Source organism: Sulfurospirillum sp. UCH001, assembly GCF_001548035.1.
GTDB lineage: Bacteria > Campylobacterota > Campylobacteria > Campylobacterales > Sulfurospirillaceae > Sulfurospirillum.
The window spans coordinates 1,640,595-1,662,601 of sequence record NZ_AP014723.1 but is presented as its reverse complement, the minus strand read 5'-3'; the positions used below and the strand labels follow the sequence as shown (position 1 = coordinate 1,662,601).

Annotated in this window: 18 protein-coding genes; 14 read left to right on the top strand and 4 right to left on the bottom strand. The window is 39.4% G+C overall.

Going from position 1 to position 22,007, the window contains the following annotated elements; translation table 11 throughout:
• The 6 genes from UCH001_RS08255 to UCH001_RS08230 all read left to right on the top strand — a co-directional run bounded on the left by UCH001_RS08255 (position 1) and on the right by UCH001_RS08230 (position 7,656).
• A complete protein-coding gene (locus UCH001_RS08255) occupies positions 1-918 on the top strand; it encodes an endonuclease/exonuclease/phosphatase family protein (protein ID WP_231963918.1) in 918 nt (305 codons plus the stop codon).
• A 73-nt stretch (positions 919-991) separates the two neighbouring features.
• The gene (locus UCH001_RS08250) at positions 992-1,195 is read left to right on the top strand and encodes a phosphoribosylaminoimidazole synthetase (RefSeq protein WP_067176792.1); all 204 of its coding nucleotides are present in this window, start codon (positions 992-994) and stop codon (positions 1,193-1,195) included.
• An 87-nt stretch (positions 1,196-1,282) separates the two neighbouring features.
• Positions 1,283-3,334 (top strand): glycine--tRNA ligase subunit beta, encoded by a 2,052-nt coding sequence (glyS, locus tag UCH001_RS08245; RefSeq protein ID WP_067176789.1) that lies wholly within the window; start codon positions 1,283-1,285, stop codon positions 3,332-3,334.
• A 129-nt stretch (positions 3,335-3,463) separates the two neighbouring features.
• A complete protein-coding gene (locus UCH001_RS08240; protein WP_067176786.1) occupies positions 3,464-5,155 on the top strand; it encodes an HD domain-containing phosphohydrolase in 1,692 nt (563 codons plus the stop codon).
• Positions 5,156-5,191: 36 nt separating this feature from the next.
• Positions 5,192-6,937 carry a molybdopterin-dependent oxidoreductase gene (locus tag UCH001_RS08235; protein WP_067176783.1) on the top strand — a complete coding sequence of 582 codons (1,746 nt, stop codon included), beginning with the start codon at positions 5,192-5,194 and terminating at the stop codon, positions 6,935-6,937.
• On the top strand, positions 6,934-7,656 hold the full coding sequence (locus UCH001_RS08230) for a hypothetical protein (protein WP_067176780.1): 723 nt from the start codon (positions 6,934-6,936) through the stop codon (positions 7,654-7,656). Before UCH001_RS08235 ends, UCH001_RS08230 begins: the two co-directional genes overlap by 4 nt.
• A 19-nt stretch (positions 7,657-7,675) precedes the next feature.
• On the opposite strand, the gene UCH001_RS08225 is transcribed toward UCH001_RS08230, so the two are convergent.
• Both UCH001_RS08225 and UCH001_RS08220 read right to left on the bottom strand, forming a co-directional pair.
• Entirely contained in the window at positions 7,676-8,014 is a 339-nt protein-coding gene (locus UCH001_RS08225; RefSeq protein ID WP_067176777.1) for a P-II family nitrogen regulator, read from the bottom strand.
• A gap of 12 nt (positions 8,015-8,026) precedes the next feature.
• Positions 8,027-9,352: an ammonium transporter gene (locus tag UCH001_RS08220; protein WP_067176775.1), complete on the bottom strand. Its 1,326-nt coding sequence runs from the start codon at positions 9,350-9,352 to the stop codon at positions 8,027-8,029.
• Between the two features lie 179 nt (positions 9,353-9,531).
• On the opposite strand from UCH001_RS08220, the gene UCH001_RS08215 reads away from it, so the two are divergent.
• A complete protein-coding gene (locus tag UCH001_RS08215) occupies positions 9,532-11,466 on the top strand; it encodes a sulfatase-like hydrolase/transferase (RefSeq protein WP_231963917.1) in 1,935 nt (644 codons plus the stop codon).
• Between the two features lie 4 nt (positions 11,467-11,470).
• Here the strand turns inward: UCH001_RS08215 and UCH001_RS08210 are convergent, their stop codons facing one another.
• Positions 11,471-12,346 (bottom strand): EamA family transporter, encoded by an 876-nt coding sequence (locus UCH001_RS08210; RefSeq protein WP_067176771.1) that lies wholly within the window; start codon positions 12,344-12,346, stop codon positions 11,471-11,473.
• Between the two features lie 10 nt (positions 12,347-12,356).
• Positions 12,357-12,977, bottom strand: coding sequence for a LysE family translocator (locus UCH001_RS08205; protein ID WP_067176769.1), 621 nt, complete (start codon positions 12,975-12,977; stop codon positions 12,357-12,359).
• A 205-nt stretch (positions 12,978-13,182) separates the two neighbouring features.
• Between UCH001_RS08205 and UCH001_RS08200 the strand changes: the two genes are divergently transcribed.
• The 7 genes from UCH001_RS08200 (at position 13,183) to UCH001_RS08170 (ending at position 22,005) form a co-directional block, all read left to right on the top strand.
• Entirely contained in the window at positions 13,183-14,364 is a 1,182-nt protein-coding gene (locus UCH001_RS08200) for a methyl-accepting chemotaxis protein (protein ID WP_067176767.1), read from the top strand.
• A gap of 128 nt (positions 14,365-14,492) precedes the next feature.
• Positions 14,493-15,611, top strand: a complete 1,119-nt coding sequence (locus UCH001_RS08195) for an ABC transporter substrate-binding protein (RefSeq protein WP_067176765.1) — start codon at positions 14,493-14,495, stop codon at positions 15,609-15,611.
• Between the two features lie 169 nt (positions 15,612-15,780).
• Positions 15,781-16,899, top strand: a complete 1,119-nt coding sequence (locus UCH001_RS08190) for an ABC transporter substrate-binding protein (protein ID WP_067176763.1) — start codon at positions 15,781-15,783, stop codon at positions 16,897-16,899.
• A 179-nt stretch (positions 16,900-17,078) separates the two neighbouring features.
• Positions 17,079-20,495, top strand: coding sequence for a methionine synthase (gene metH, locus UCH001_RS08185; protein ID WP_231963995.1), 3,417 nt, complete (start codon positions 17,079-17,081; stop codon positions 20,493-20,495).
• Between the two features lie 36 nt (positions 20,496-20,531).
• Complete coding sequence (locus UCH001_RS13175) at positions 20,532-20,789, top strand: hypothetical protein (protein WP_067176757.1); 258 nt, start codon at positions 20,532-20,534, stop codon at positions 20,787-20,789.
• 13 nt (positions 20,790-20,802) lie between these two features.
• Positions 20,803-21,498: a Sir2 family NAD-dependent protein deacetylase gene (locus UCH001_RS08175; RefSeq protein WP_067176755.1), complete on the top strand. Its 696-nt coding sequence runs from the start codon at positions 20,803-20,805 to the stop codon at positions 21,496-21,498.
• Positions 21,499-21,567: 69 nt separating this feature from the next.
• Positions 21,568-22,005 carry a nucleoside deaminase gene (locus UCH001_RS08170; RefSeq protein ID WP_067176752.1) on the top strand — a complete coding sequence of 146 codons (438 nt, stop codon included), beginning with the start codon at positions 21,568-21,570 and terminating at the stop codon, positions 22,003-22,005.
• The last annotated feature ends 2 nt before the right edge of the window (positions 22,006-22,007 follow it).

Here is a 22,007-nt window from a genome sequence, read left to right as displayed (position 1 = left end):
TTGTTTGTTCCTTTCTTCCTTTGCGCGTTAGAGTTTAAAGTAGCCACCTATAATGTAGAAAACCTTTTCGATGCGCAAAGAGAGGGTAGTGAATACGAAGAGTATATCCCTAATAATAAGCATAGCTGGAATGAAACGATGCTTCAGATTAAAATTGCGCATATTGCACGAGTCATTTCTGACATTGATGCTGATATAATCGTCTTAGCCGAAATTGAAAATAAGGCTGTGCTTCAAAGACTCAATGCCGCACTGGGGAGTAAGGCGTATCCCTATCTGTTTTATCCTAACAAAAAAGAGCGTGTTAACATTGAAACAGCACTGCTTTCACGTTTTCCTATCGAAAAAACTTCCACTATCACCATGAGAGATCAAGCAAGAGGCATTCATCGTGTGACGGTTACCATAGATAACAAACCATTAGATCTTTATCTAAACCATTGGCCTGCTTATAGAGAAAAAGAGGATGAACGTTTAGTGTATGCGAAAACATTGCATAATGTTTTAGAAAAAGAGAGTAAGCGCGAATACATTCTCTTAGGTGACTTCAACTCCCCTTACCAAGAACAAAAAGGGCATTGGGGGATGGGCTTGGTCACGTTTTTACAAGCAGGCGATAAAAATGCCCCTTTGTATAATCTTTGGTATGAACTTCCTCAAGAGAGACGCTATTCTCATAGTTATGGCAAAGAAAAAGTGACTTTGGACCATATCATTATTCCTAAAACCTTGTTAGATCGAAAAGGAATTGAGTATAAGTCAGGCTCATTAAATGTCTTTATTCGCCCTTATATGTTGGATGAAAATGGTCACCCAAATAGATGGCAAATCAGCAATAGAGGCAGAGGCGAACACCAAGGTATAGGCTTTTCAGACCACTTACCCCTAACTGCAATTTTCCATACACTGAATGATTAGATCGTAAATCTAACGCGTTTTTAAGCCCTTTACTTTTATAGTTATACATTATATTAATCATAAAGGACTCGAAATGATCTGTGCTGAAAAACTTCAACGTTTAATGATGGCTGTTGTCTTGTTTATCGCATGCTGTTTAATGAGTGCAGGCTCAATCTATGGTACGGTATTGCTAGGATTTGTTATCGCAATGATTGTACTTTGGGCAATTACCGATTTTTGTCCTTCTATTTGGCTTTTCACAAAGCTCTTCGGTCACTGCAAACGTAGCCATTAACACCTTTTATCCTTTACATGTGAAAGGACGATTTAACCTCTCTTTGGTTAAAATAGAGTCAAATTATTTACATGTAAAGGTCAATCAATGATCAAACCTCTTTTGATAGAAATAGGCGTCGAAGAACTTCCTGCAATCCCTTTTTTAAAAGAACTCCCCAATATTGAAACATTATGGCTTGATATTTTAGAAAAAAATGCCCTCGCGTGTGAGTTCAAGTTCTACTATACACCACGTCGTTTGGTCCTCTGGCATGAGGCATTCCCAACACAACAAAATGAACGTGAAGAAGAATTTTTTGGAGCACCTCTTAGTGTTGCACTCAAAGATGGGGAACCAACACCTGCTGCTCTTGGTTTTGCAAAAAAGTGTGGTGTTGATTTTGCACAGGTTTCTCGTGCGCAAAAAGATGGTAAAGAAGTACTTTACTATAAAAAAACCATCGCAGGTCAAAGTTCTAAAGTGCTTTTACAATTAATGATAGAGAGTTTTATCAAAGGGCTTAATTTTGGTAAGTCTATGCGTTGGGGCTTTTTAGAAGAGAGTTTCATTCGTCCAATTCGTTGGATTGGCTGTATGCTAGGTGATGAGCATGTAGCTTTTTCTCTCTTTGGCGTAGAATCTACACCTTTTTCTTACCCACACCGAACGATTTCGTATGAACCATTTGCTTATATGTTTGCGGGAGATTATTTTGATAGACTTGCTGAACGCGGTGTTGTACTTTACCCAACTAAACGTGAAGAGATTATTTTAAATGATTTTAAAGTGATTGAAAAACAAGAGGGTGTGCATATTGAAATCGATGAAGACCTCTTAGCAGAAGTTATTGCAATTACAGAGTATCCAAAAGCACTTATTGGTAGTTTTGAAGAACGATTTTTACGCCTTCCACCAGAAGTCATTATTACGTCTATGAAAGAGAATCAACGCTATTTCCCTGTCTTTAAAGAGGGTAAACTCACCAATCGTTTCATCGTAGTATCAAATGCAATTAGCGATGATTATGACTTAATTGTTAGAGGTAATGAAAAAGTACTTCGCGCACGTCTTTCTGATGCACTTTTCTTCTTAGACAATGACCTTAAAAAAGGGCTTCATTATGAAGGTCTTAAAGATATCACGTATCTTGATGGTCTTGGTTCACTCCTTGATAAAGAGCTTCGTGAAAAAGAGATTGCAACGTATTTGACAAACAAATACACAGAGACTCTTCTTGCTCAAAATAATCGTCTTAATGCTTCAACACTGCAAGCTCTGATGGAAAAATCAGTGATGTTTAGTAAAAGCGATCTCTTAAGCGAGATGGTGTATGAATTTACAGAGCTACAAGGTTTGATGGGTTACTACTATGCCAATGCGGCTGGAGAAGATGAGCTTTTTGCATTAGCGCTTAAAGAACAGTATTTGCCAAACTCAGAAGAGAGTGCGCTTCCGAGTACTCTTTTTAGTGCCATTGTTGCGCTTGCGTATAAACTTGACTCATTGATTGCTCTCTTTAGCATCGATAAAATCCCAACCGGCAATAAAGACCCTTATGCACTTCGTAGAGCTGTGAATGGTATTGTCAAAATCGTATTAGATCAAGGTATTGCTTTTGATATCTCAAAAGATCTTAAAGCGCTTGCACAGAGCTACAAAGCATTTGATTTTACTGTTTTAGAGACATTTTTCTTGGAGAGAATGTACCAATTCTTTGATGTAAACCCTTCTATCATTACAGCGGTGATTAGCAGTGGTGAAAGAGATATCGTTAAGCTTTCTCAAAAAATTAAAGCACTTGCAGCAATTGTTCAAGATGATGGCTTTAAAGAGATGTTTTCAACATTTAAACGTGTTGCTAACATCATCAAAAATATGGAAGTCAATGCGCAAATCTCAGTAGATGAAAAACTCTTTGACAACAGCTATGAAAAAGATCTTTATAGCGCATTTAAAACGACCATTACAAAACATTACGATTCATTTGAAGAAAATTTAGATGCACTCTTTGCACTAAAACCACAAATTGATGCATTTTTTGATAATGTTATGGTTAACACAGAAGATTTAAGCGTCAGAGCAAATCGTCAAAATCTTATTGCATCTGTTTATAATGCGTTTAAATCCATTGCGGATATCAAAGAAATTAGTATATAATTCATGAATATGCGTAAACACTTTGCACGGTGTTTACGCATTTCATAAGACAATAGAGTGCATTAAGTTTATTTTTGGCATACTAAGTTAAATTATTTTAACCTCATAAAGAAAAGATTACCAAAAAAGATGTCAGTCAGTAAACGAATAAAGTACTTTAAACAAATTGCTATTTTATTAACGTTCTTTTGGACGCTCCTTACAACAATCTTTGTTGTCTATCAATTTTACAATGAAGAAAAACATATTGAAGAGAGTTCGCTAGAAAAGATAAAAGGCGTTGCTGAACAGTCAGTAGCATTTGTTTATTGGGCATATGAGCAAAAAGCCAGAGCGCTCAGTGATGAACAAAAGTACAGTATTCGTAGTAATTTTTCTCTCAAAGAACTTCTTTCCGTTCTCGCAAAACACAGTGATATGGAGCTAGACATCGCTTCTATCTCTAAAGATTTGCACGCATTTCCTCTCAAACCGACGATTAAAAAAGCATTGACACAGATGAAAGAGTCTGAAGAAGATCGTTTTGCATTGTTTGAAAAAGAGGGAGAAAAGCATCTTTTTTATGTCAAACCTATGCCTGCAAATAATGCGTGCATTATGTGCCATGTGCATAATGATAAAAAAGTTGGCGAGCTTATAGGTTATACAACATTGGAAATGAAGGTTCCAACCTTTAAAGAAGCCAACCCTCAAACCTTTTATTTTCTTATTGGAACCTATCTTGGAACATGGCTTCTTGGGCTTTTTGCTATATGGTGGATTCATGCCAGGGGACGTAACTATCTGAATGAAAAAACAAAAATGTATGAAGAGAGTATGTATGCGCTGATCGATATGGTAGAAAAACGTGACAGCTATACTGCAGGACACAGTCAAAGAGTTGCAGAATACTCAAAAATGCTGGTTATGGAAATGGGGTATAGCGGTGATGATGTTGACTTTATCTATAAAGCGGGCATGCTTCACGACATCGGTAAAATTGAAATTCCTGATGCTATTTTATTAAAGCCCGATAAGCTGAATGAAATGGAATACTCTTTAATCAAACGTCACTCTACGGCAAGTTATGAATTACTCTCACGAGAGCCTTTTTCTTTGTTGTCAACGGTTGTTTTACATCATCATGAACGCTATGATGGAGGAGGCTATCCTAATGGCTTAAAAGCAGAACAAATTCCTTTCTTCTCTCAGGTTATTACGGTTGCAGATGCATTTGATGCGATGACCACCAATAGGGCATACCGAAAAAGTTTAAGTCGTGAAGAAGCGCTTGCCATTTTAGAAGAAGAGAGTGGCAAACAGTTTCATCCGTTTATTGTAAAAATCGCTAAAGAGGTTTTTGCAGATGTGAAGCTTCCTGAACATACAACGCAAATGCCAAAAGATCTACTAGAAGAGATGCGTTTTTCATACTACTTCCGTGATCAACTGACAGGCTTTTACAATATAAACTATCTTAAATTTGTTTTCACACATGCAAGAGATTGTCAGTATAGAATGCTTCGTATCGATCATCTTAACTGCACTAATTTTGCCACGTATAATAAAAAATACGGTTGGAAAAAAGGTGATGAATTCTTATGCTTAATTGCAAAAACCATTCAATCTATTTATCCAGAAGCAATTATTGTCAGAGCTTATAGTGATAATTTTTTAGTGTTACATATGAAAGAAAACGAACGAAATTATGCTGTTGTAGATCAATTATTGAGTCAGTATGGTTTGGTAATGCAGTATCAACACATCGAACTTGATACGAATGAAACATTAACACTAGAAATTTTAGAAGATAAACTACTTCATTTAGAGAACGAGGTATAATTGCACCTATTAACTCTATGAGAAGAGGGGCGTTCTATGCGTTTTACTACTTGTCCGTTAGATTGTTTTGATGGGTGCAGCATTGCTGTGAGCAAAGATCTTAAACTCAAAGGCAATAAATCTCACCCTATCACACAAGGCTACCTCTGTCATCATCTCAACCACTACCATACGTTTGAACGCATTGAAGAAGCCCGTTATTTAGGGCAAAGTATCAAAATAAATGATGCTTTAGCGATTTTGAGTGAAAAATTACGCACGTATGAGCCATCTCGTACACTCTATTTTAAAGGAAGCGGAAATTTAGGTGTTATGCAAGGCGTAACGAAGCGTTTTTTTGCAGAGCACAAAGCGGTTTTAGCATCTGGTTCACTTTGCGATGAAGCAGGAGATGCTGGAATATCTGAGGGAAGAGGTGCAAATTTATGCCTTTCTCCTTTGCACGTAAAAGATGCTGAAGTGGTGATATTGTGGGGGCGGAATCCCAGTGTGACCAATTCGCATATGCTCCCTTCTTTAAAAGGCAAAACACTCATCGTCATTGACCCTGTTAAAATTGACTTAGCTCTCAATGCAGCACTTCATATTCAGATAAAGCCACGAGGCGATTTGTATTTAGCGCTTTTGCTGTGTCGTTTGGTTGCGATGGAAGAGATGGAAGATCAAACGTTTTTACAAGAGCGTACGCTTAATTACAAAGATTATTTAGAGTTTATCAATGGTATTCCGATGCGAAAACTCCTTGATAAATCGCATGTAAATTTAGATGAAGTAGGAGAACTGTTACATCTGGTTAAAGGCAAAAAAGTCTCTATTTTGGTAGGCATTGGTGTTCAAAAATACAGCTTTGGACACAGTGTGCTACGTGCCATAGATGCATTTGGCGCTATGTTAGGACTATTTGGGAAAAAAGGCTGTGGCGTGGGGTATCTTTCCAACAGCGGTTTTGGATTTACCTCTCCATTTAAAGTCAATGCTAAAACAGAGCCTTTGCCTATCGTCAACTTTGGTAAGTATGATCTTGTATTTATCCAAGGAGGCAACCCTCTAAATCAAATGCCATGTACTTCAAAAGTCAAAGAAGGTCTTCATAAAGCAAAATGTGTGGTTTACTTTGGTTTACATGAAAATGAGACATCTTCAAAAGCAGATTTGGTCATTCCTGCTCTTAGCTTTTTAGAAAAAGAAGATCTAAAACTGAGCTATGGACATCCTTTTATAGGGCGTATGCCAAAGCTCGTTGATGGCAAAGGCGGAATAAGTGAATACGCCTTAACACAGGCACTTCTCTCATCTTTTGGCTATGAAGCATTGGCAAGTGAAGAGAGCATTATTGAAGGTGTAATTGCTTCCAATAGTAGTGAAAAAGATGGCTTTTTAATCTCGAAAACGTATGAAGAGTACCCTTATGAGAAGACCTTTTATACAAAAAGTGGTAAGTTTGAATTTTTAGAGGAGTTTGACGACGATTTTGACGACGAAGAGGGCTTTTTTCTGATTGCTGCTAAGCAAAATAAATCGCTTAACTCACAGTTTGTGACCGATGATTATCTTTATGTTCCTCTGTGTTTAGGACTTGAACAAGAAGAACGTGTAAGACTTACAAATCGCTATGGAAGTGCTGAATACTCAGTGATGCCAAGTGATAAATTACGAGATGATTGTTTATTGCTCTACAGTGGTGCAAAAAATGCAAATCAATTGACTCCTTATGCGATGAGCCAAGAGGGCAACTGTGCTACATACCAAGAAATGAAAGTGAAATTGGAAAAGGTACAATGACAGATACTGAGATTTTATTGGATGATGCGCTTTTACTCGTAGAACAAAATTTCTATTTTTTACATATGGGTGAGTTTTTAGGCAAGCTTTCCAAAACAGAAGATTTGGCGGATAGAAGCCTTTTTGTGGTCAAAAAATACGAAAATGATAAAGCATATTACTTTAATGCAGAGATCATTCAGGAGCTTTTAGCGAATGCTCGTCAAACAAACAAAGAGGAGATTTCTCTTTTTGAGTATTTTGTAGAGTTTAACGCTTTTCGTGGCATTTGCATGGCGATGGTAGAGAGTCTTCGTTTTGATAGCCCTTTTAAAATCTTTATGCAAAAGCTTTTTGGAGAACAGTATGAGAATTTTTTTGACATCGTCTCATTTGTACGCAATGTCCTCTCTCATAACATTCACTCTGAAATTCGCCTTAGTGAAAAAGATTTTGACGGTACACTCAAACGCATTCGCCGTATGGGACGAAACGCCGATATGACCTTTGCCTTTCAATACTCACTTAACCTCCCCGAATTAGGCGCCCCTAATGATGCGTATATCTTTACCTGTAAAATTGATTTTGAACAACTTGAAGAGGGAATGCCTTTTTTAGAGATACTCTCTATGTGGGATCTTTTGATGCTCAGTGAACTCTGTTTTAATTTGGTGATGACCTATAGAATGAAAGAAGAAAAAGCGATAAAAGAAGAACAAGAGATGTGGGCAGAAGCGTAAATCTGCCCACTGTAAAACTTTATACCGCTTCGTTATCAAGCTCGCCTGTTCTGATACGAACACTCTTTTCGACATTGGAAACAAAGATCTTTCCATCACCGATTTTACCAGTACGCGCACTTTTTACAATCACATCGATGACTTTGTCAACGAGTTCGTCAACAACGACCACTTCGATTTTAATTTTTGGTAAGAAATCTACCACATACTCTGCACCTCTGTAAAGCTCAGAATGCCCTTGTTGTCTTCCATACCCTTTAACTTCGCTTACTGTCATACCCGTGATGTCAAGTTCTGCAAGAGCATCTTTGACATCTTCAAGTTTAAATGGTTTGATAATTGCTTCAATTTTTTTCATTTTAGATCCTTATTATCTTAAGTTGAAGGCTTTTTCGCCGTGTTCTACTTCATCAAGACCTTGTGATTCTGCATCCGCACTTACTCTTCCGCCACCTGTTAGGATAGAAGCAATTTTAAAGACGATAGCTGAAGCAATCGCTGTATAGATGATAGTCACCACTACACCTTCAATTTGAATCATAACTTGTTCAGCGTTTCCGTACAATAAACCAGTACCTAACTCATTGACCTCTGGGTTTGCAAAGATACCGGTTGCAATCGCACCCCAGATACCAGCAACACCATGGATACCAAATGCATCTAAAGAGTCATCGTATTTGAGTGCTTTTTTCAAGCCATTTACACCGTAAAACGCTACGATACCTGCAACCGCACCGATGATAAGTGAAGCACCTGTGTCAACAAAACCTGCCGCTGGAGTAATCGCAACCAAGCCTGCTACGATACCAGAAGCGATACCAAGCAATGTAAACTTTTTATAGGTAATGTACTCGATAACCATCCAAGAAAGCGCTGCAACTGCTGCTGCTGTGTTGGTTACAAGGAATGCACTTGCTGCAATACCATCTGCACCTAACTCACTACCAGCGTTAAATCCGAACCATCCAAACCATAACATACTAGCGCCTAGAACGGTGAGTGTTACAGAAGATGGGAACATCGCTTTACCAAAATCTGCACGTTTACCTAACATAAGTGCTACCACTAAGCCAGCTACACCTGCGTTGATGTGAACAACCGTACCACCCGCAAAGTCAAGAACACCAAGCTTTGATAAAAATCCGCCACCCCATACCCAGTGAGCGATAGGCGCATAGACTGCGATAATCCACATCGCGGCAAAAACGATCCATGTTGAAAACTTCAATCTTTCGATAACAGCACCACTTGCAAGTGCTACGGTAATGCCCGCAAATGTCATCTGGAATGCAACAAAAAGAAGTACAGGAATGCTACCTGTCGCCCAAAGGTCTGTTACCTTGATACCACTAAGAAAGAGGCTATCAAAACCGATAACACCACCTATATCTGTACCAAATGCTAAGGTATAACCTGCGACGACCCACACAACGGCAGCGACAACATAACCCATCACGCTCATTGCAATTGTGTTGAGTAAGTTTTTAGAGCGAGACATACCGCCATAAAAAAGTGCCAATCCTGCTGGTGTCATCAGCATAACTAATGCAGTTGCTGTTAAAACCCACGCAGTATTTCCTACGTCAAGGGTTAACACTTTTTCAGCAGCCTCTGCCGCTTCAGTAGCCGCTTCTTCTGCAGCCCACAATGCTGATACAGGCAACAATGTTGCAAGTGAGAGTAGTTTACTTCTCATGAAATCCTCCTAAAATGTTGAACTGATGAAATTGTATCACTTAGAGGATTTTAATATATGCAATAAACTGATTAAAATTTAATCAGTTTGAAAAAAGAGCAAATTTTTCTTCAAATATTTAACAACAAGCTATAATACCATCCTAAAATCACAGAGGACTCAAAACAACAATGAATAACATGCTATGGTTATCCACAGGACTTTTTATACTTGCCTTACTTACCTCTAAAAATCGAACACGAACGCATAAGAGCGCATTGCTTGGTGCGGGATGTATTTTCATCTATGTGCTACTTAGTGCGTTTTATATTGTCTCTAACTATTTTACAGGAGAAGGAATTAATGATGCAGTTATTTTCCATCTCCGCTATGGACTTGATGGTTCAGGCTTTGGTGATTATTATTTAATCATTGCGGTTGGAGTAGGGCTTTTTATTGCAAGCTTGGCACTTTCTATTTTTTACTATCGCTTAGTCAAAAATGATGTATTTGAACACCATCAAAAATTAAAGCATATTATCTCTATTGTAGCGTTGATCGTATCGTTTATCGTACATCCTACCATCAGATTTTTGGGTGAAAGTGGACTAAAATCTATTGGTATAGAAAATCCACTTAGCTTTCAATACAGTTTTAGTGATTATTACCAAGATCCTTCGCTTACATCTATTAGTGAAGATCATCCTAATGTTGTTTATATCTTTGCTGAAAGCTTCGAAGATACCTATTTTGATGAGAAAATTTTCCCTTCGCTTGTCAAAGAGTTACGACCTATTAGAGAGCAAAGCATCTCCTTTACGGAGATCAAACAAGCCCTTGGTACGAGTTGGACGATTGCTGGAATGACAGCAGTGCAGTGTGGTATTCCTTTGGTGACACCATCAACCAACTCTCATTCTCCACAGGGTAACTCGATGTCAAAAATGAGTACATTTTATTCGGGTGCTGTGTGTATGAGCGATATGCTGCACAAAGAGGGATATAAATTGATTTATCGCAGTGGTTCACCACTTGAATTTGCAGGTGTCGATAAACTGTACAAAACCCATCAATTCGATGATATTAAGGGTATCAAAGAGCTTAAGCCATTACTTCAAAATCCAGGGTATCAGACACCATGGGGCTTATACGATGATACACTCTTTGAAATTTCATTAAATGATTTTAAAAAGTACTCTAAAAGCAAACAAAAATTTGCGATGTTTATATCTACGATGGATACACATCATCCTTATGGACACGTTTCAAAAAGTTGTAAGGCCCAGCAGTACAAAGATGGTGCCAATTCAATGCTAAACGCTGTTGCATGTGCGGATGAATTGATTGCTCGTTTTATTAAACAGATACAAGATTCACCGTACGGCAAAAATACGATTATCGTTGTTGGATCAGACCATCTTGCGATGCACAATATGGCGATAGATGATCTCATGAAAGGCGAACGCCGTAATCAATTTATGATTATAGACCCAAGGACTACTGGTGGTAAAAAAGTTGAGAATGTAGGTACGACACTTGATATTGGTGCGACACTTTTACCTTTATTAGGCTATGAAGCAAAACTTGGACTTGGTCGTAACCTTTTAGGTGAAGCAGCGTCGTTAGAAGCCTCACTAGATCATTTTGATGCGATTTTGAGTGCGTGGTCAAAGGAGATCAGTCGTTTTTGGGAGTTCCCAAAAATCGAGCAAGATTTGGTCCTTGATACCACAAAAAACAATTTGAAAATTGGCACAACTCTGTATAAATTTCCTATACTACTTCGTTTGAGTGATAACTTAGAAGTCAGCCCTTTCTTTGAAGTCAAGCTCAAATTTTTTGAAACAGCTAAATTGTATGGATATTTGCATGATTATCATGCCGACGATGCCTTTTTGTGGGTAGATAAATGCTCGCGTATTGTTACGTTGGAGCCTGAGAATAACAATAGCGTGAAAAGCAGCAATAAATTCTGTTATGCCCTAGGAAAACTTGGTGGAGATATTACAATTGAGCGATTAAATGCTGAGAAAAAACTCACGTTGGATGTTCTCAATCAAACACTCACACTCCCTTATGAAGATGAAAAAGCGGTACGAAGAAGAGAAGGTTTAACCAGCATTAAAGAGAAGTAGACTTCTACTTCTCTTTTTTAAAAAAACGCTCCCCATAAAGATTGATGATCAATCCTGAAACGATTAAAAAAGCAGCGATAAGCTTCCAACTTGGAAGCGCTTCACCTACTAAAAGAGCCGAAGAAGAGAAGCCAAAAACAGGGACTAGCAGTGTAAAAGGCGCTACGGTTGTAGCAGGATAGCGACTGAGTAAAAAACTCCAAATGGCAAAGCCAAAGAGTGTCACAGGATAAACCAAATACGCGATAGAACCAATGCTTAGCCATGAAAGATGTCTAAACGTTTCAACTTTCCAATAATCAACTTCCAATACAAACGAAAGTCCCAACAAAAAAGGAAGGGAGAGTAAGCTTCCCCATACCACAAGACTAAGCATATCAACTTTACCAATCTGTTTTGAAAAAAGATTGCCCATGGCCCATGAGAGTGCGGCTCCTTCTACCAGAACTAAGCCTAGTAAATTAACATCGCCTCCCGTATGAAACCCTACAAAAACGATGCCTGAAAAAGCGACTGTCGCACCGACTATTTTAGGTAAACTCATTTTTTCTTTCAAAAAAATAACGGCTAAAATGGCGGTAAAAAAGACTTGCGTTTGAAGACTGAGCGATGCAATACCAGAGCTTACTCCTACGTACATGCCTGAAAAAAGAAGCGAAAAATCAAGTACAAACATGGTTAAAGAGTAATAAAAAAGCATTTTCCATGAGGTATTTTGAGGACGTTTGAGAAAAAAGACCGCAGGAAAAGCGGCAAAAAAGAAACGCAAAAATGTCAGCATTAAGGGTGGTATCTCTTTAAGTGCGACTTGAATGACCACAAAATTAATCCCCCAAATAGCCACGACACTGAGTGCTAGTAAAATGTATTTAAAAGGCATTTGGAATACTCTAGCGATTGTTGATAGCTAATTTTATACCAAATGCAATGAGCGCGATTCCCGCTAAACGAGTAGCAATACGTCTTGCAAATGGAAATGCTTTGAGTTTGAGTGCGAGTGAATTGCCTAAAAGCACTAAAAGTGTTTGATAAAGAAGGCTAATAAGCGTAACATGCACAATCATTGCAACCAACGTAGTTGTAGAAGCATTAGGACGTAAGAAGAGTGGGAAAAATGCGACAAAGAAGAGTATGACTTTTGGATTGGTGATACTGACAAAAAAGGCTTGCTTCAAATACAACGAAGCGGCTTTTTTGGGTTCTTGATTGTTTGAATCAGATGTTATTTTTGTGCGCAGTAAACCAATACCCAACCAACACAAATACGCTGCGCCAAAGTACTGTAAAAGCTCAAAAAGAAGAGGGTTCTGTTGCATAATGGCTGCTAGCCCTGCAAGTGCAGCTATCATAAATACAAAATCACCTAGGAGTGTTCCAAAAACTGCCCCAAGCCCTGCTTTGATGCCATTTCGAGCGGTTGCATTTAAAATGGCAATGGTTCCTGCCCCTGGAATCAATTGAAACAGTAAAATGGCTCCAATAAAGCTGTAATAGTTCTGAATATCAAACATATTCATGCCTTTTTTAAATTTGGGTTCATTATACTATGATTTAAAAAAAGGGACTGCTTAAATTTAGTCCTTTTTTTGTCATACATTTTTCTTATAATGAACAAATAAAGCATGACTTTATTAAGAATAAAATAGAATGTGGCGCTAGAAAAAAAGCGTTTTTCGTGTGATTTCATCGATACTATTACGGGGTAAGGGGAAGTTCATGAGTGTGAATCTACTGTTAATCGGAGCAAATGAAGCAACAACACAGGAGTTGGTTTCCTTAGTTGATGCAACACTTTCGACGACGGCTGTTTATCAAAAAGCTACTTTAAGTAACTATCAAAATTATGATGCTGCAAATTATGATTTAATTGTCTGTTTTGCCAATCGTTATGACGAAATGGTAAAAAAATATGGCAAAGAAAAAGTGATCTCCGTTGAATTTGTGCCGCCAACAGATTTTTTTGTTGCTGTTAGTCGTATTCCTGCTGGTGAAAAAGTTGTTATTTTTAACAACAGTACATCCGGTGCAAGTGTCCTTTTAAAATTTTTAAAATTTTATAGATTAGATCATGTAACCTATCGCATTGTTGCATTTGATGAGTGTAGCGATGGTGAAACACGAGAAGCATTAGGTGAAGCAAAATATATTATTGGAACCGATGGTTATGTTTCAGCGGGAAAAGCACTTTATACCAAATACAGCAATTATTTACGCCCTGATGTAACGGTTATGCCAAGTCCTCCTCGTACAGCAACCGCTGAGAGTGTCAGTGGTTTAGCGCAAATTGTAACAGCGATCAATAGCGATAAAGCACTTCAAGAAGCACGCGATATCTCTAAAAAATTAGCAGAACAAACGAAAGAAATTTCCATCATTACACAAAGCGCTTCAAAATCTATCGAAGACACTGCCAATACTATCGTTGTTGTCAATTCAAAACTTGCTGCAGAAGTACAAAATGTTCAAGTGACCAATAACATGGCGCTAGAGTTAACCGAAGCGGTAGAACAAATTGGCAATATTACAACGGCAATAAAATACATCGCAAGTGAAACAAACCTGTTAGCACTCAATGCGACCATAGAAGCAGCGCGCGCGGGAGATCATGGTCGTGGTTTTGCGGTTGTTGCAAGTGAAGTACGTAAACTTTCAGACCAAAGTAATAAATCAACTGATAATATTCGCCTCTCTATTATGGATGTACAAAAAGTGGTTGATCAGATTGTTCCTGCTTTGCAGCGAACGGTTGATGAAATCATTAAAACACAATCTGAAGTCGAGCGCATTAGTATCGCTGCGCAAGAAGAGAGTAGAGCTATGAATGAAATTATTAAAAAACTTCAAGTGATCGTCGATGTTTCTCAAGCATTGAATGTCGCTGAAAATCAACACGCTTAACTACCTTTAGAAGAGGCTTTTTGCCTCTTCACTCCCCTTAGTATTTTATACACTACTAAAAAGATAAGAATACTTGACATTATAGTTTCTTTCTGCTAGAATTCATCAAAATTTTTAAGGAGCATATTATGCGTCACATCGTTACACTCACAACCATCACCAGTCTTATCGCGACATTTGCGCTTGCAAAAGAGATTAATGTTGGTGTTGTGATGCCGATGAGTGGCTCTTTAGCATCCTATGGGCAAACAACCTATGAAGGTGTAGAGTTGGCTCATGCCTTACAACCAAAACTGAAAAATGGTGATACTCTGAAACTTGTTTTAGTGGATAATAAAGGTGACAAAGTCGAATCTGCCAATGCGGCTACAAGATTAATCACGTCTGATAAAGTTGTTGGTATTCTAGGTGCCATTACAAGTACCAATACAGCGCAGATTATTTCTATTGCTGATAAAAAACAAATTCCAGTCATCGCCCCTGTTGCGACCAATGATAAATTGACAGAGAATAGAGCGTATGCAAGCCGTGTTTGTTTTACAGACTCTTTCCAAGGAACCGTTGTTGCGAATTACGCAACACGTGATTTAAAGCTTAAAACAGCTGTAGTTCTGACAGATCAAGCGCAAGTTTATTCGTTAGGTCTTTCAAAAGCATTTAGCGAAGCCTTTGTAAAAGGCGGCGGTAAAGTGCTTAAAGAGATTCGTGTAAGTTCAGGAGACAAAGACTTTAAAGCGGTTGTCGCACAAGTAAAATCACTTAATCCTGATATGATTTTCTTACCGATATATCATGCTGAAGCTTCGATGATTACACGTCAAGCAAAACAAATTGGACTTAATAAGCCTTTCTTATCAGGGGATAGTGTAGCAAATCCAACATTTATTGAACTTGGTGGCGATAGCGTAGAAGGACATATGTTTACAGACTTTTTCGATCATAGCGCACCTCCAACAAGTAAGTCAAAAGAGTTTATTGCTGCATATGAGAAAAAAACAGGTAAAAGCGATGTCAATTCATTTGTAACATTAGGTGCTGATACGTATAATCTTCTTGTAGATGCGATGAACCGTTGTGCGAATCCTGAAGACACTGTATGTGTCAATGATGAGATTAAAAAAACAGTCAACTTTGAGGGTGTTTCAGGTTTCATATCCATCGATAAAAATGGCAATGCAACACGTTCTGCTGTCATCAAAGAGATTAAAGGTGGCAAAGCAGTTTACAAATCTACCGTAAACCCTTAAGTCTATCACTAAACTTCAAACGAAGAAGCATCGTTTTGCTTCTTCGTTTCTTCATCCTATCCTTTTTTTGTCACTTTCACTGGATAAAATAGCACTTTTAGGCTAGCCTTTGGGCAATCATAATCTTGGTTGTGTTACACTTTCTTGGGAATTTTTTAAAGGAGACAAGATGCGTTTTTCTATGACATTGTTAAGTCTTGCAGCTATTATGGCAACAAGCGTCTTAGCAAAAGAGGTGAGTGTCGGTGTTATTTTACCGATGAGTGGTGCACTTGCGGGCTATGGTCAAGTGGCATACGAAGGAATTGAGCTTGCCAATACATTGCAGCCAAAACTTAAAAATGGTGACACTGTTAAGCTGGTTTTAGTCGATACAAAAGGTGATAAAGTAGAGTCTGCGAATGCTACAACGAGACTGATTACATCCGATAAAGTTGTTGGTATCGTAGGTGAAATGATTAGTACAAATACCGCTCAAATTATCTCTATCGCAGATAAAAAACAGATCCCTGTGATTGCGCCTGCTGCAACAAATGACAAACTCACTGAAAACAGAGCGTATGCAAATCGCGTTTGTTTCATGGACTCATTTCAAGGAGCTGTTGTTGCAAACTATGCTTCTAAAGATTTAGGGCTTAAAACCGCTGTGGTTGTGACTGACCAAGCACAAGTTTACTCTTTAGGACTTTCTAAAGCCTTTACACAAGCGTTTACTCAAAATGGTGGAAAAGTGCTTAAAGAAGTTCGTATCAGTTCTGGTGATAAAGATTTTAAAGCGGTCATTTCTCAAATAAAAGCGCTTAATGCTGATTTTGTGTTCTTACCAGTTTACCATACTGAAGCGTCTATGATTAAGCGTCAAGCGAAACAAGCAGATTTCAATAAACCGTTCTTTTCAGGCGATGGCGTCGCAAATCAAACGTTTATTGACTTAGGCGGGGACGCGGTTGAAGGATATATGTTTACTGATGCATTCGATCACAGCGCACCTCCAACACAAAAATCAAAAGATTTTATCGCTGCGTATGAGAAAAAAACAGGTAAAAGAGAGTTGAACTCATTTACAGCTTTAGGTGCAGATGCGTATAACATCATGGTTGATGCGATGAATCGTTGTGCAAACCCAGAAGATAGCGTTTGTGTTAATGGTGAAATCCGAAAAACATCAAAATTTGAAGGTGTTTCAGGCTTTATCAGCATCGATGATAAAGGAAATGCAACCCGTTCTGCTGTTATCAAAGAGATTAAAGATGGCAAAGCGGTGTACAAATCTACTGTTAACCCTTAATTTATATTAAAAAATCTAAAACCAAAGAGGCACATTGCCTCTTTGGACTACTCCAAACCTTTTAGCCTCTCCTTACCAAAGTTTTGATACCATATATACATGTTATAACACACTAGGAATTCGACTTGGCAACACTTCAAGAACTCATCAAAGAAAAAGTTTTAGTCATCGACGGTGCAATGGGCACGCAGATACAAGCACTAAGCCTTACGCCTGAACAATGGGAAGGTAAAGAAGGCTGTAATGAACTGCTCAATATGACCGCTCGTGAAGAAATTTCAAAAATTCATCGTGGCTACTTGCTTGCAGGAGCAGACATCATCAAAACCAATACCTTTGGCGCATTGCCATGGGTTTTGGAAGATTATGGCATAGGTGAACGTACTTATGAACTCGCCAAAGAAGGCGCGCGCATTGTTAAAGAAGCGTGTGCTGATTTTGCAACGGAACAAAAGCCACGTTTTTGTGCCGCTGCGTTTGGACCAGGAACAAAACTACCTTCTTTAGGGCATATAGCCTATGATGAGATGTATGAAGGGTATAAAATTGCTGCGCGAGGTGTTGTTGATGGTGGATGTGATCTTTTCTTGATTGAGACAGCGCAAGATCCACTTCAAATCAAAGCGGCACTACATGCTATTTCTGATGTTCAAAAAGAGCTAAAGGTCAAACTTCCTATTATGGTTTCAGTCACGATTGAGCTAAGTGGTACGATGCTCATTGGAACCGATGCTACGACTATTGCAGCGATTTTAGAGCCGTTTGATATCTTAAGTCTTGGTTTCAACTGTGGAACAGGACCAGAACAAGTTGAAAAGCATGTGAAGACGCTTAGTTCTGTTTGGAGTAAGCCTATCAGTGTCCATGCCAATGCAGGACTTCCTCAAAACCGTGGCGGTTACACCTTTTACCCAATGGGACCTCGTGAATTTGCGGAGCTTCAAGAGAAATTTACAGAAATTGCGGGAGTTTCCATACTCGGTGGCTGTTGTGGTACAACGCCTCAGCATATCTTAGAACTTTCCAAAAGAGTGGAGGGTAAAAAGCCTCTTGCGCCTAAGGGTGAGATGCCTCGTAGCATCGCCTCTTTATTTGAGACAAGAGCGTTAAAACAAGACCCAGCGCCGTTTCTCATCGGAGAGCGCAGTAACGCGACAGGCTCAAAAGCCTTTCGAGAACTACTTTTAGCAGAAGACTACGATGGTACGCTCAGTGTCGCACAACAACAAGTACGAAGCGGTGCGCATGGCATCGATGTGAGTGTGGGCTTTGCAGGGCGTGATGAGCATAAAGACACCAAAGAGGTCATGAGCCGTTATGTGCAAAAGATAGCATTGCCACTCATGCCAGATACCACGCAAGTACCAGCACTTGAAGTTTCGCTCAAGCTTATCGGCGGAAAGCCCATCATTAACTCAGTCAACCTTGAAGATGGCATCGAAAAGTTTGATAAAGTGTGCTCTTTAGCAAAGCGTTTTGGTGCGGCACTCGTTTGTTTAACGATCGATGAAGTGGGAATGGCAAAGAGTAAAGAGCAAAAAATAGCTGTGGCGGAGCGTATTTTCCAGCTTGCTACTACAAAGCATGGTATTAACGCGGGTGATTTGGTGTTTGATCTTCTTACATTTACCGTGGGAAGTGGTGATCCTGAGTACCACACAGCGGCAATTGAGACGATTGAGGCAATTCGTGAGTTTCATGCAATGCACCCAGAAGTAGGCTTTGTACTTGGTATTTCAAACATCTCCTTTGGTTTGGCAAAACACGCCCGTGAATACTTAAACTCTGTCTTTTTACACCATTGTGTTGAAGCAGGGCTTAGCATGGCAATCGTCAATGTTAAAAATACGCTTCCAATGCACAAAATCAGTGATGAAGATAAAAAAATCTGTGAAAACTTGTTGTTCAACAGACGAGAAGAGGGTGACCCGCTCTTTAAATTTATTGACCATTTTGCAGGCGTTGTTGAAAACAAAGATGAGAGCGATGCCGCGTATGAGGCAATGAGCACAAAAGAGAAAATTTCTACGCTTCTCATCGATGGTGACAAAGAACGAATGTTAACTCTTTTACCAACTGCAAAAGATGAGATAGCAGCGGAACTCATTGTTAATGAAATCTTGATAGATGCGATGAAAGTCGTGGGTGAGCTTTTTGGAAGTGGCAAGATGCAGTTGCCGTTCGTGCTTCAGTCGGCTGAGGTTATGAAAGCGGCAGTGGACTATTTGCAACCCTATCTTCCAAAAACAGAGAAGAGTACAACCACGACACTTATCATCGGAACGGTAAAGGGTGACGTGCATGATGTTGGTAAAAACCTTGTGGACATCATCTTAAGTAACAATGGTTTTAAGGTCATTAACATCGGTATTAAAGCAGAACTTGAACAGTTTTTAGAAGCACTGAAAGAGCACAATGCCGATGCTATCGGTATGAGTGGGCTTTTGGTGAAGTCAACGAATGTCATGAAAGAAAACCTTGAAGCGATGCAAAAGATGGGCATTAAAATCCCTGTCATTTTAGGCGGTGCTGCCCTTACCGACAGCTTTGTGGAGGACTTCTGCCGTCCGATTTACGATGGACCGATTTACTACTGTAAAGATGCCTTTGAGGGACTTGAGGCGATGGGGCGCATTGAGGCGAAGAATTACGACACCTCGTTTAACCGAAAAGTCGTTGAAAACAGTGTCTCTAAAGCCAATAAAGAAGCCAAAGAGATACCGCCATTTGATGAGCTTAAAATGCCTAGTCGTGACATTGCCATTCCGGCACCTCCATTTTGGGGCAGACGTGTGCTTAAAACGGACGTTAAAGAGTTGGCGTACTCATGGATCAACCACAAAATCCTCTTTGCTCAGCGTTGGGGGTACAGTGGAAAAGGGCAGAGCAAAGAAGAGAAGCAAAAACAGCTCGATGAGGTATTGTGGCCGACTTTTGAGCGCGTGAAAGCGGACATTGAGCGACTCGGGCTGTTTGAGCCGACTATCATTTATGGGTATTATCCTGTACGTTCTCATGAAAACCATCTTTATCTTTTTGATGAAAGTGAGGGGTACTTTAGTGACGCTCAGGTCAACCGTGAGGGCATTGAGACGATTAAAGAACGAGCCATCAAAGTGTTTGATTTTCCACGTCAAAACAGAGCTCCGTATCGTTCTCTGAGTGACTTTATAAGCCCTGATCGCCATGATGTTTTGGCTTTGACATGTGTCAGTGCGGGTGAAAAGTTTTCAGCGTATGAAAGAGAGTTGTACGATGCGGGCAACTTTACCGAGTACTTCTTTGTACATGGACTAGGTGTTGAGCTTGCAGAAGCGTTAGCAGAGATCGTGCATAAACAGATACGCCTAGACTTAGGTATAGCAGAGCATGAGGGACATAGTCTTCGTGATGTACAGATGAAGCGCTATCATGGGTGTCGCTACTCGTTTGGTTACCCAGCATGTCCTGCTTTGGAAGATACCAAAGTGATCTTTGATCTTCTTAAGCCTGAAGAATTTGGAATTCATTTGAGTGAGACGTTCCAAATCCACCCAGAGCAAAGTACAACGGCTATCGTGATGCATCATAAAGAAGCACTTTATTTTAATGTTTGAGTTATAATATTTTCATATTTATTTGAGGAGGGTCAAATGATTAAAAGTTTAGTTGCTTCAATGGCATTAGCTTCATTGGTATTTGCTGTTAGCGGTGGTGTCAGTGATGAAAAGGTTAAACAAGAAGTGCAGGTTCGCCAAGATGCTCAAAGACAAGAGATTGAGACGAAAAAAAGCCAACTTGACACTAAACAAGACGTGAAAAAAGAGACTGAAAAAGCGACCAAGTCGAAAGCAAAAGAGAAAGAAGAAAAAGTAAAAGATAAAACGAAAAAAGATAAAGACGAAAAATAGTCGTACATAAACGATGGCAAAAGTTGTTATTTTCTCAGGTGCAGGCATTAGTGCTGAGAGTGGGCTTTCCACATTTCGAGATGCTGATGGACTGTGGGAAAAGTACCGCATCGAAGAGATATGTACGGCAGGGTGTTTGAACTGGAATAGGGAAAACACCCTTACATTTTACGATGCTAGACGTGAACAATTAGACTCTGTAATGCCCAATGCTGCGCATTATGCTATCGCAAAACTTCAAGAAAAATACTCAAAAGATATCGCCATCATCACCCAAAATGTCGATGACTTGTTCGAACGAGCAGGTTGCAAAGACATTTTACACTTGCACGGCTTTTTACCAAGACTTCGCTGCGAAGAGTGCGGCGCAACCCATCTTATAGGCTATACCAAACAAGAAAGAGAGCTAAGTTGCCAAAACTGTGGTGGTTCCTTTCGCCCTGACATCGTCTTCTTTGGCGAAGCCGCTCCCATGTATGAACACCTTTATGACGCTATGCAAGACTGCGAGTTTCTAGCCATCATCGGCTCTAGCGGCAATGTTGTTGCTATGGATCATTTCGCCCGTCATGTTAAAATTTCCATCCTCAATAATTTAGAAAAAAGTGATGCCATTAATGAACGTGTCTATACTAAAGTACTTTATAAAAAAGCGACTGAGGCGATAGATGAGATCGTTGTGGATGTGGAGAGGTTTTTAAAAACTTGAATAGCTAAGAGAGAAGCAAGCTTTTTGGCTTTCATAGAACAAAATATACACACGAAAAAGGCAAAAACGATGGATAAATTTTTAGAAGCGGCCATAGAAGAAGCCCAAAAAGGTTTGGCTGAGGGCGGTATACCCATAGGTTCGGTGCTGGTGATAGACGGTAAAATCGTAGGGCGTGGGCATAACCGTAGGGTTCAAAAAGGGAGTGCTATCTTACATGCGGAGATGGACTGTTTGGAAAATGCGGGGCGTTTGAGTGCGCGTGATTATCGTAAAGCTACTCTTTATTCGACGTTATCGCCGTGCGATATGTGCAGTGGTGCCGTTTTACTCTATGGCATTCCAAAAGTGGTGATTGGTGAGAACCAAACTTTTCGTGGACCAGAAGCGTATGTCAGGTCACGAGGGGTTGAGGTTGATGTCCTCAACGACTCAAAATGTCGTGAGCTGATGGAAGCTTTTATACAAAAAAATCCAGAACTGTGGAATGAAGATATTGGTGTATAGAA

Coding starts and splice junctions, on each gene's coding strand:
- UCH001_RS08250 (WP_067176792.1), top strand. CDS start 992: ATGATCTGTGCTGAAAAACTTCAACGTTTAATGATGGCTGTTGTCTTG.
- glyS (WP_067176789.1), top strand. CDS start 1,283: ATGATCAAACCTCTTTTGATAGAAATAGGCGTCGAAGAACTTCCTGCA.
- UCH001_RS08240 (WP_067176786.1), top strand. CDS start 3,464: ATGTCAGTCAGTAAACGAATAAAGTACTTTAAACAAATTGCTATTTTA.
- UCH001_RS08235 (WP_067176783.1), top strand. CDS start 5,192: ATGCGTTTTACTACTTGTCCGTTAGATTGTTTTGATGGGTGCAGCATT.
- UCH001_RS08230 (WP_067176780.1), top strand. CDS start 6,934: ATGACAGATACTGAGATTTTATTGGATGATGCGCTTTTACTCGTAGAA.
- UCH001_RS08225 (WP_067176777.1), bottom strand. CDS start 8,014: ATGAAAAAAATTGAAGCAATTATCAAACCATTTAAACTTGAAGATGTC.
- UCH001_RS08220 (WP_067176775.1), bottom strand. CDS start 9,352: ATGAGAAGTAAACTACTCTCACTTGCAACATTGTTGCCTGTATCAGCA.
- UCH001_RS08215 (WP_231963917.1), top strand. CDS start 9,532: ATGCTATGGTTATCCACAGGACTTTTTATACTTGCCTTACTTACCTCT.
- UCH001_RS08210 (WP_067176771.1), bottom strand. CDS start 12,346: ATGCCTTTTAAATACATTTTACTAGCACTCAGTGTCGTGGCTATTTGG.
- UCH001_RS08205 (WP_067176769.1), bottom strand. CDS start 12,977: ATGTTTGATATTCAGAACTATTACAGCTTTATTGGAGCCATTTTACTG.
- UCH001_RS08200 (WP_067176767.1), top strand. CDS start 13,183: ATGAGTGTGAATCTACTGTTAATCGGAGCAAATGAAGCAACAACACAG.
- UCH001_RS08195 (WP_067176765.1), top strand. CDS start 14,493: ATGCGTCACATCGTTACACTCACAACCATCACCAGTCTTATCGCGACA.
- UCH001_RS08190 (WP_067176763.1), top strand. CDS start 15,781: ATGCGTTTTTCTATGACATTGTTAAGTCTTGCAGCTATTATGGCAACA.
- metH (WP_231963995.1), top strand. CDS start 17,079: ATGGGCACGCAGATACAAGCACTAAGCCTTACGCCTGAACAATGGGAA.
- UCH001_RS13175 (WP_067176757.1), top strand. CDS start 20,532: ATGATTAAAAGTTTAGTTGCTTCAATGGCATTAGCTTCATTGGTATTT.
- UCH001_RS08175 (WP_067176755.1), top strand. CDS start 20,803: ATGGCAAAAGTTGTTATTTTCTCAGGTGCAGGCATTAGTGCTGAGAGT.
- UCH001_RS08170 (WP_067176752.1), top strand. CDS start 21,568: ATGGATAAATTTTTAGAAGCGGCCATAGAAGAAGCCCAAAAAGGTTTG.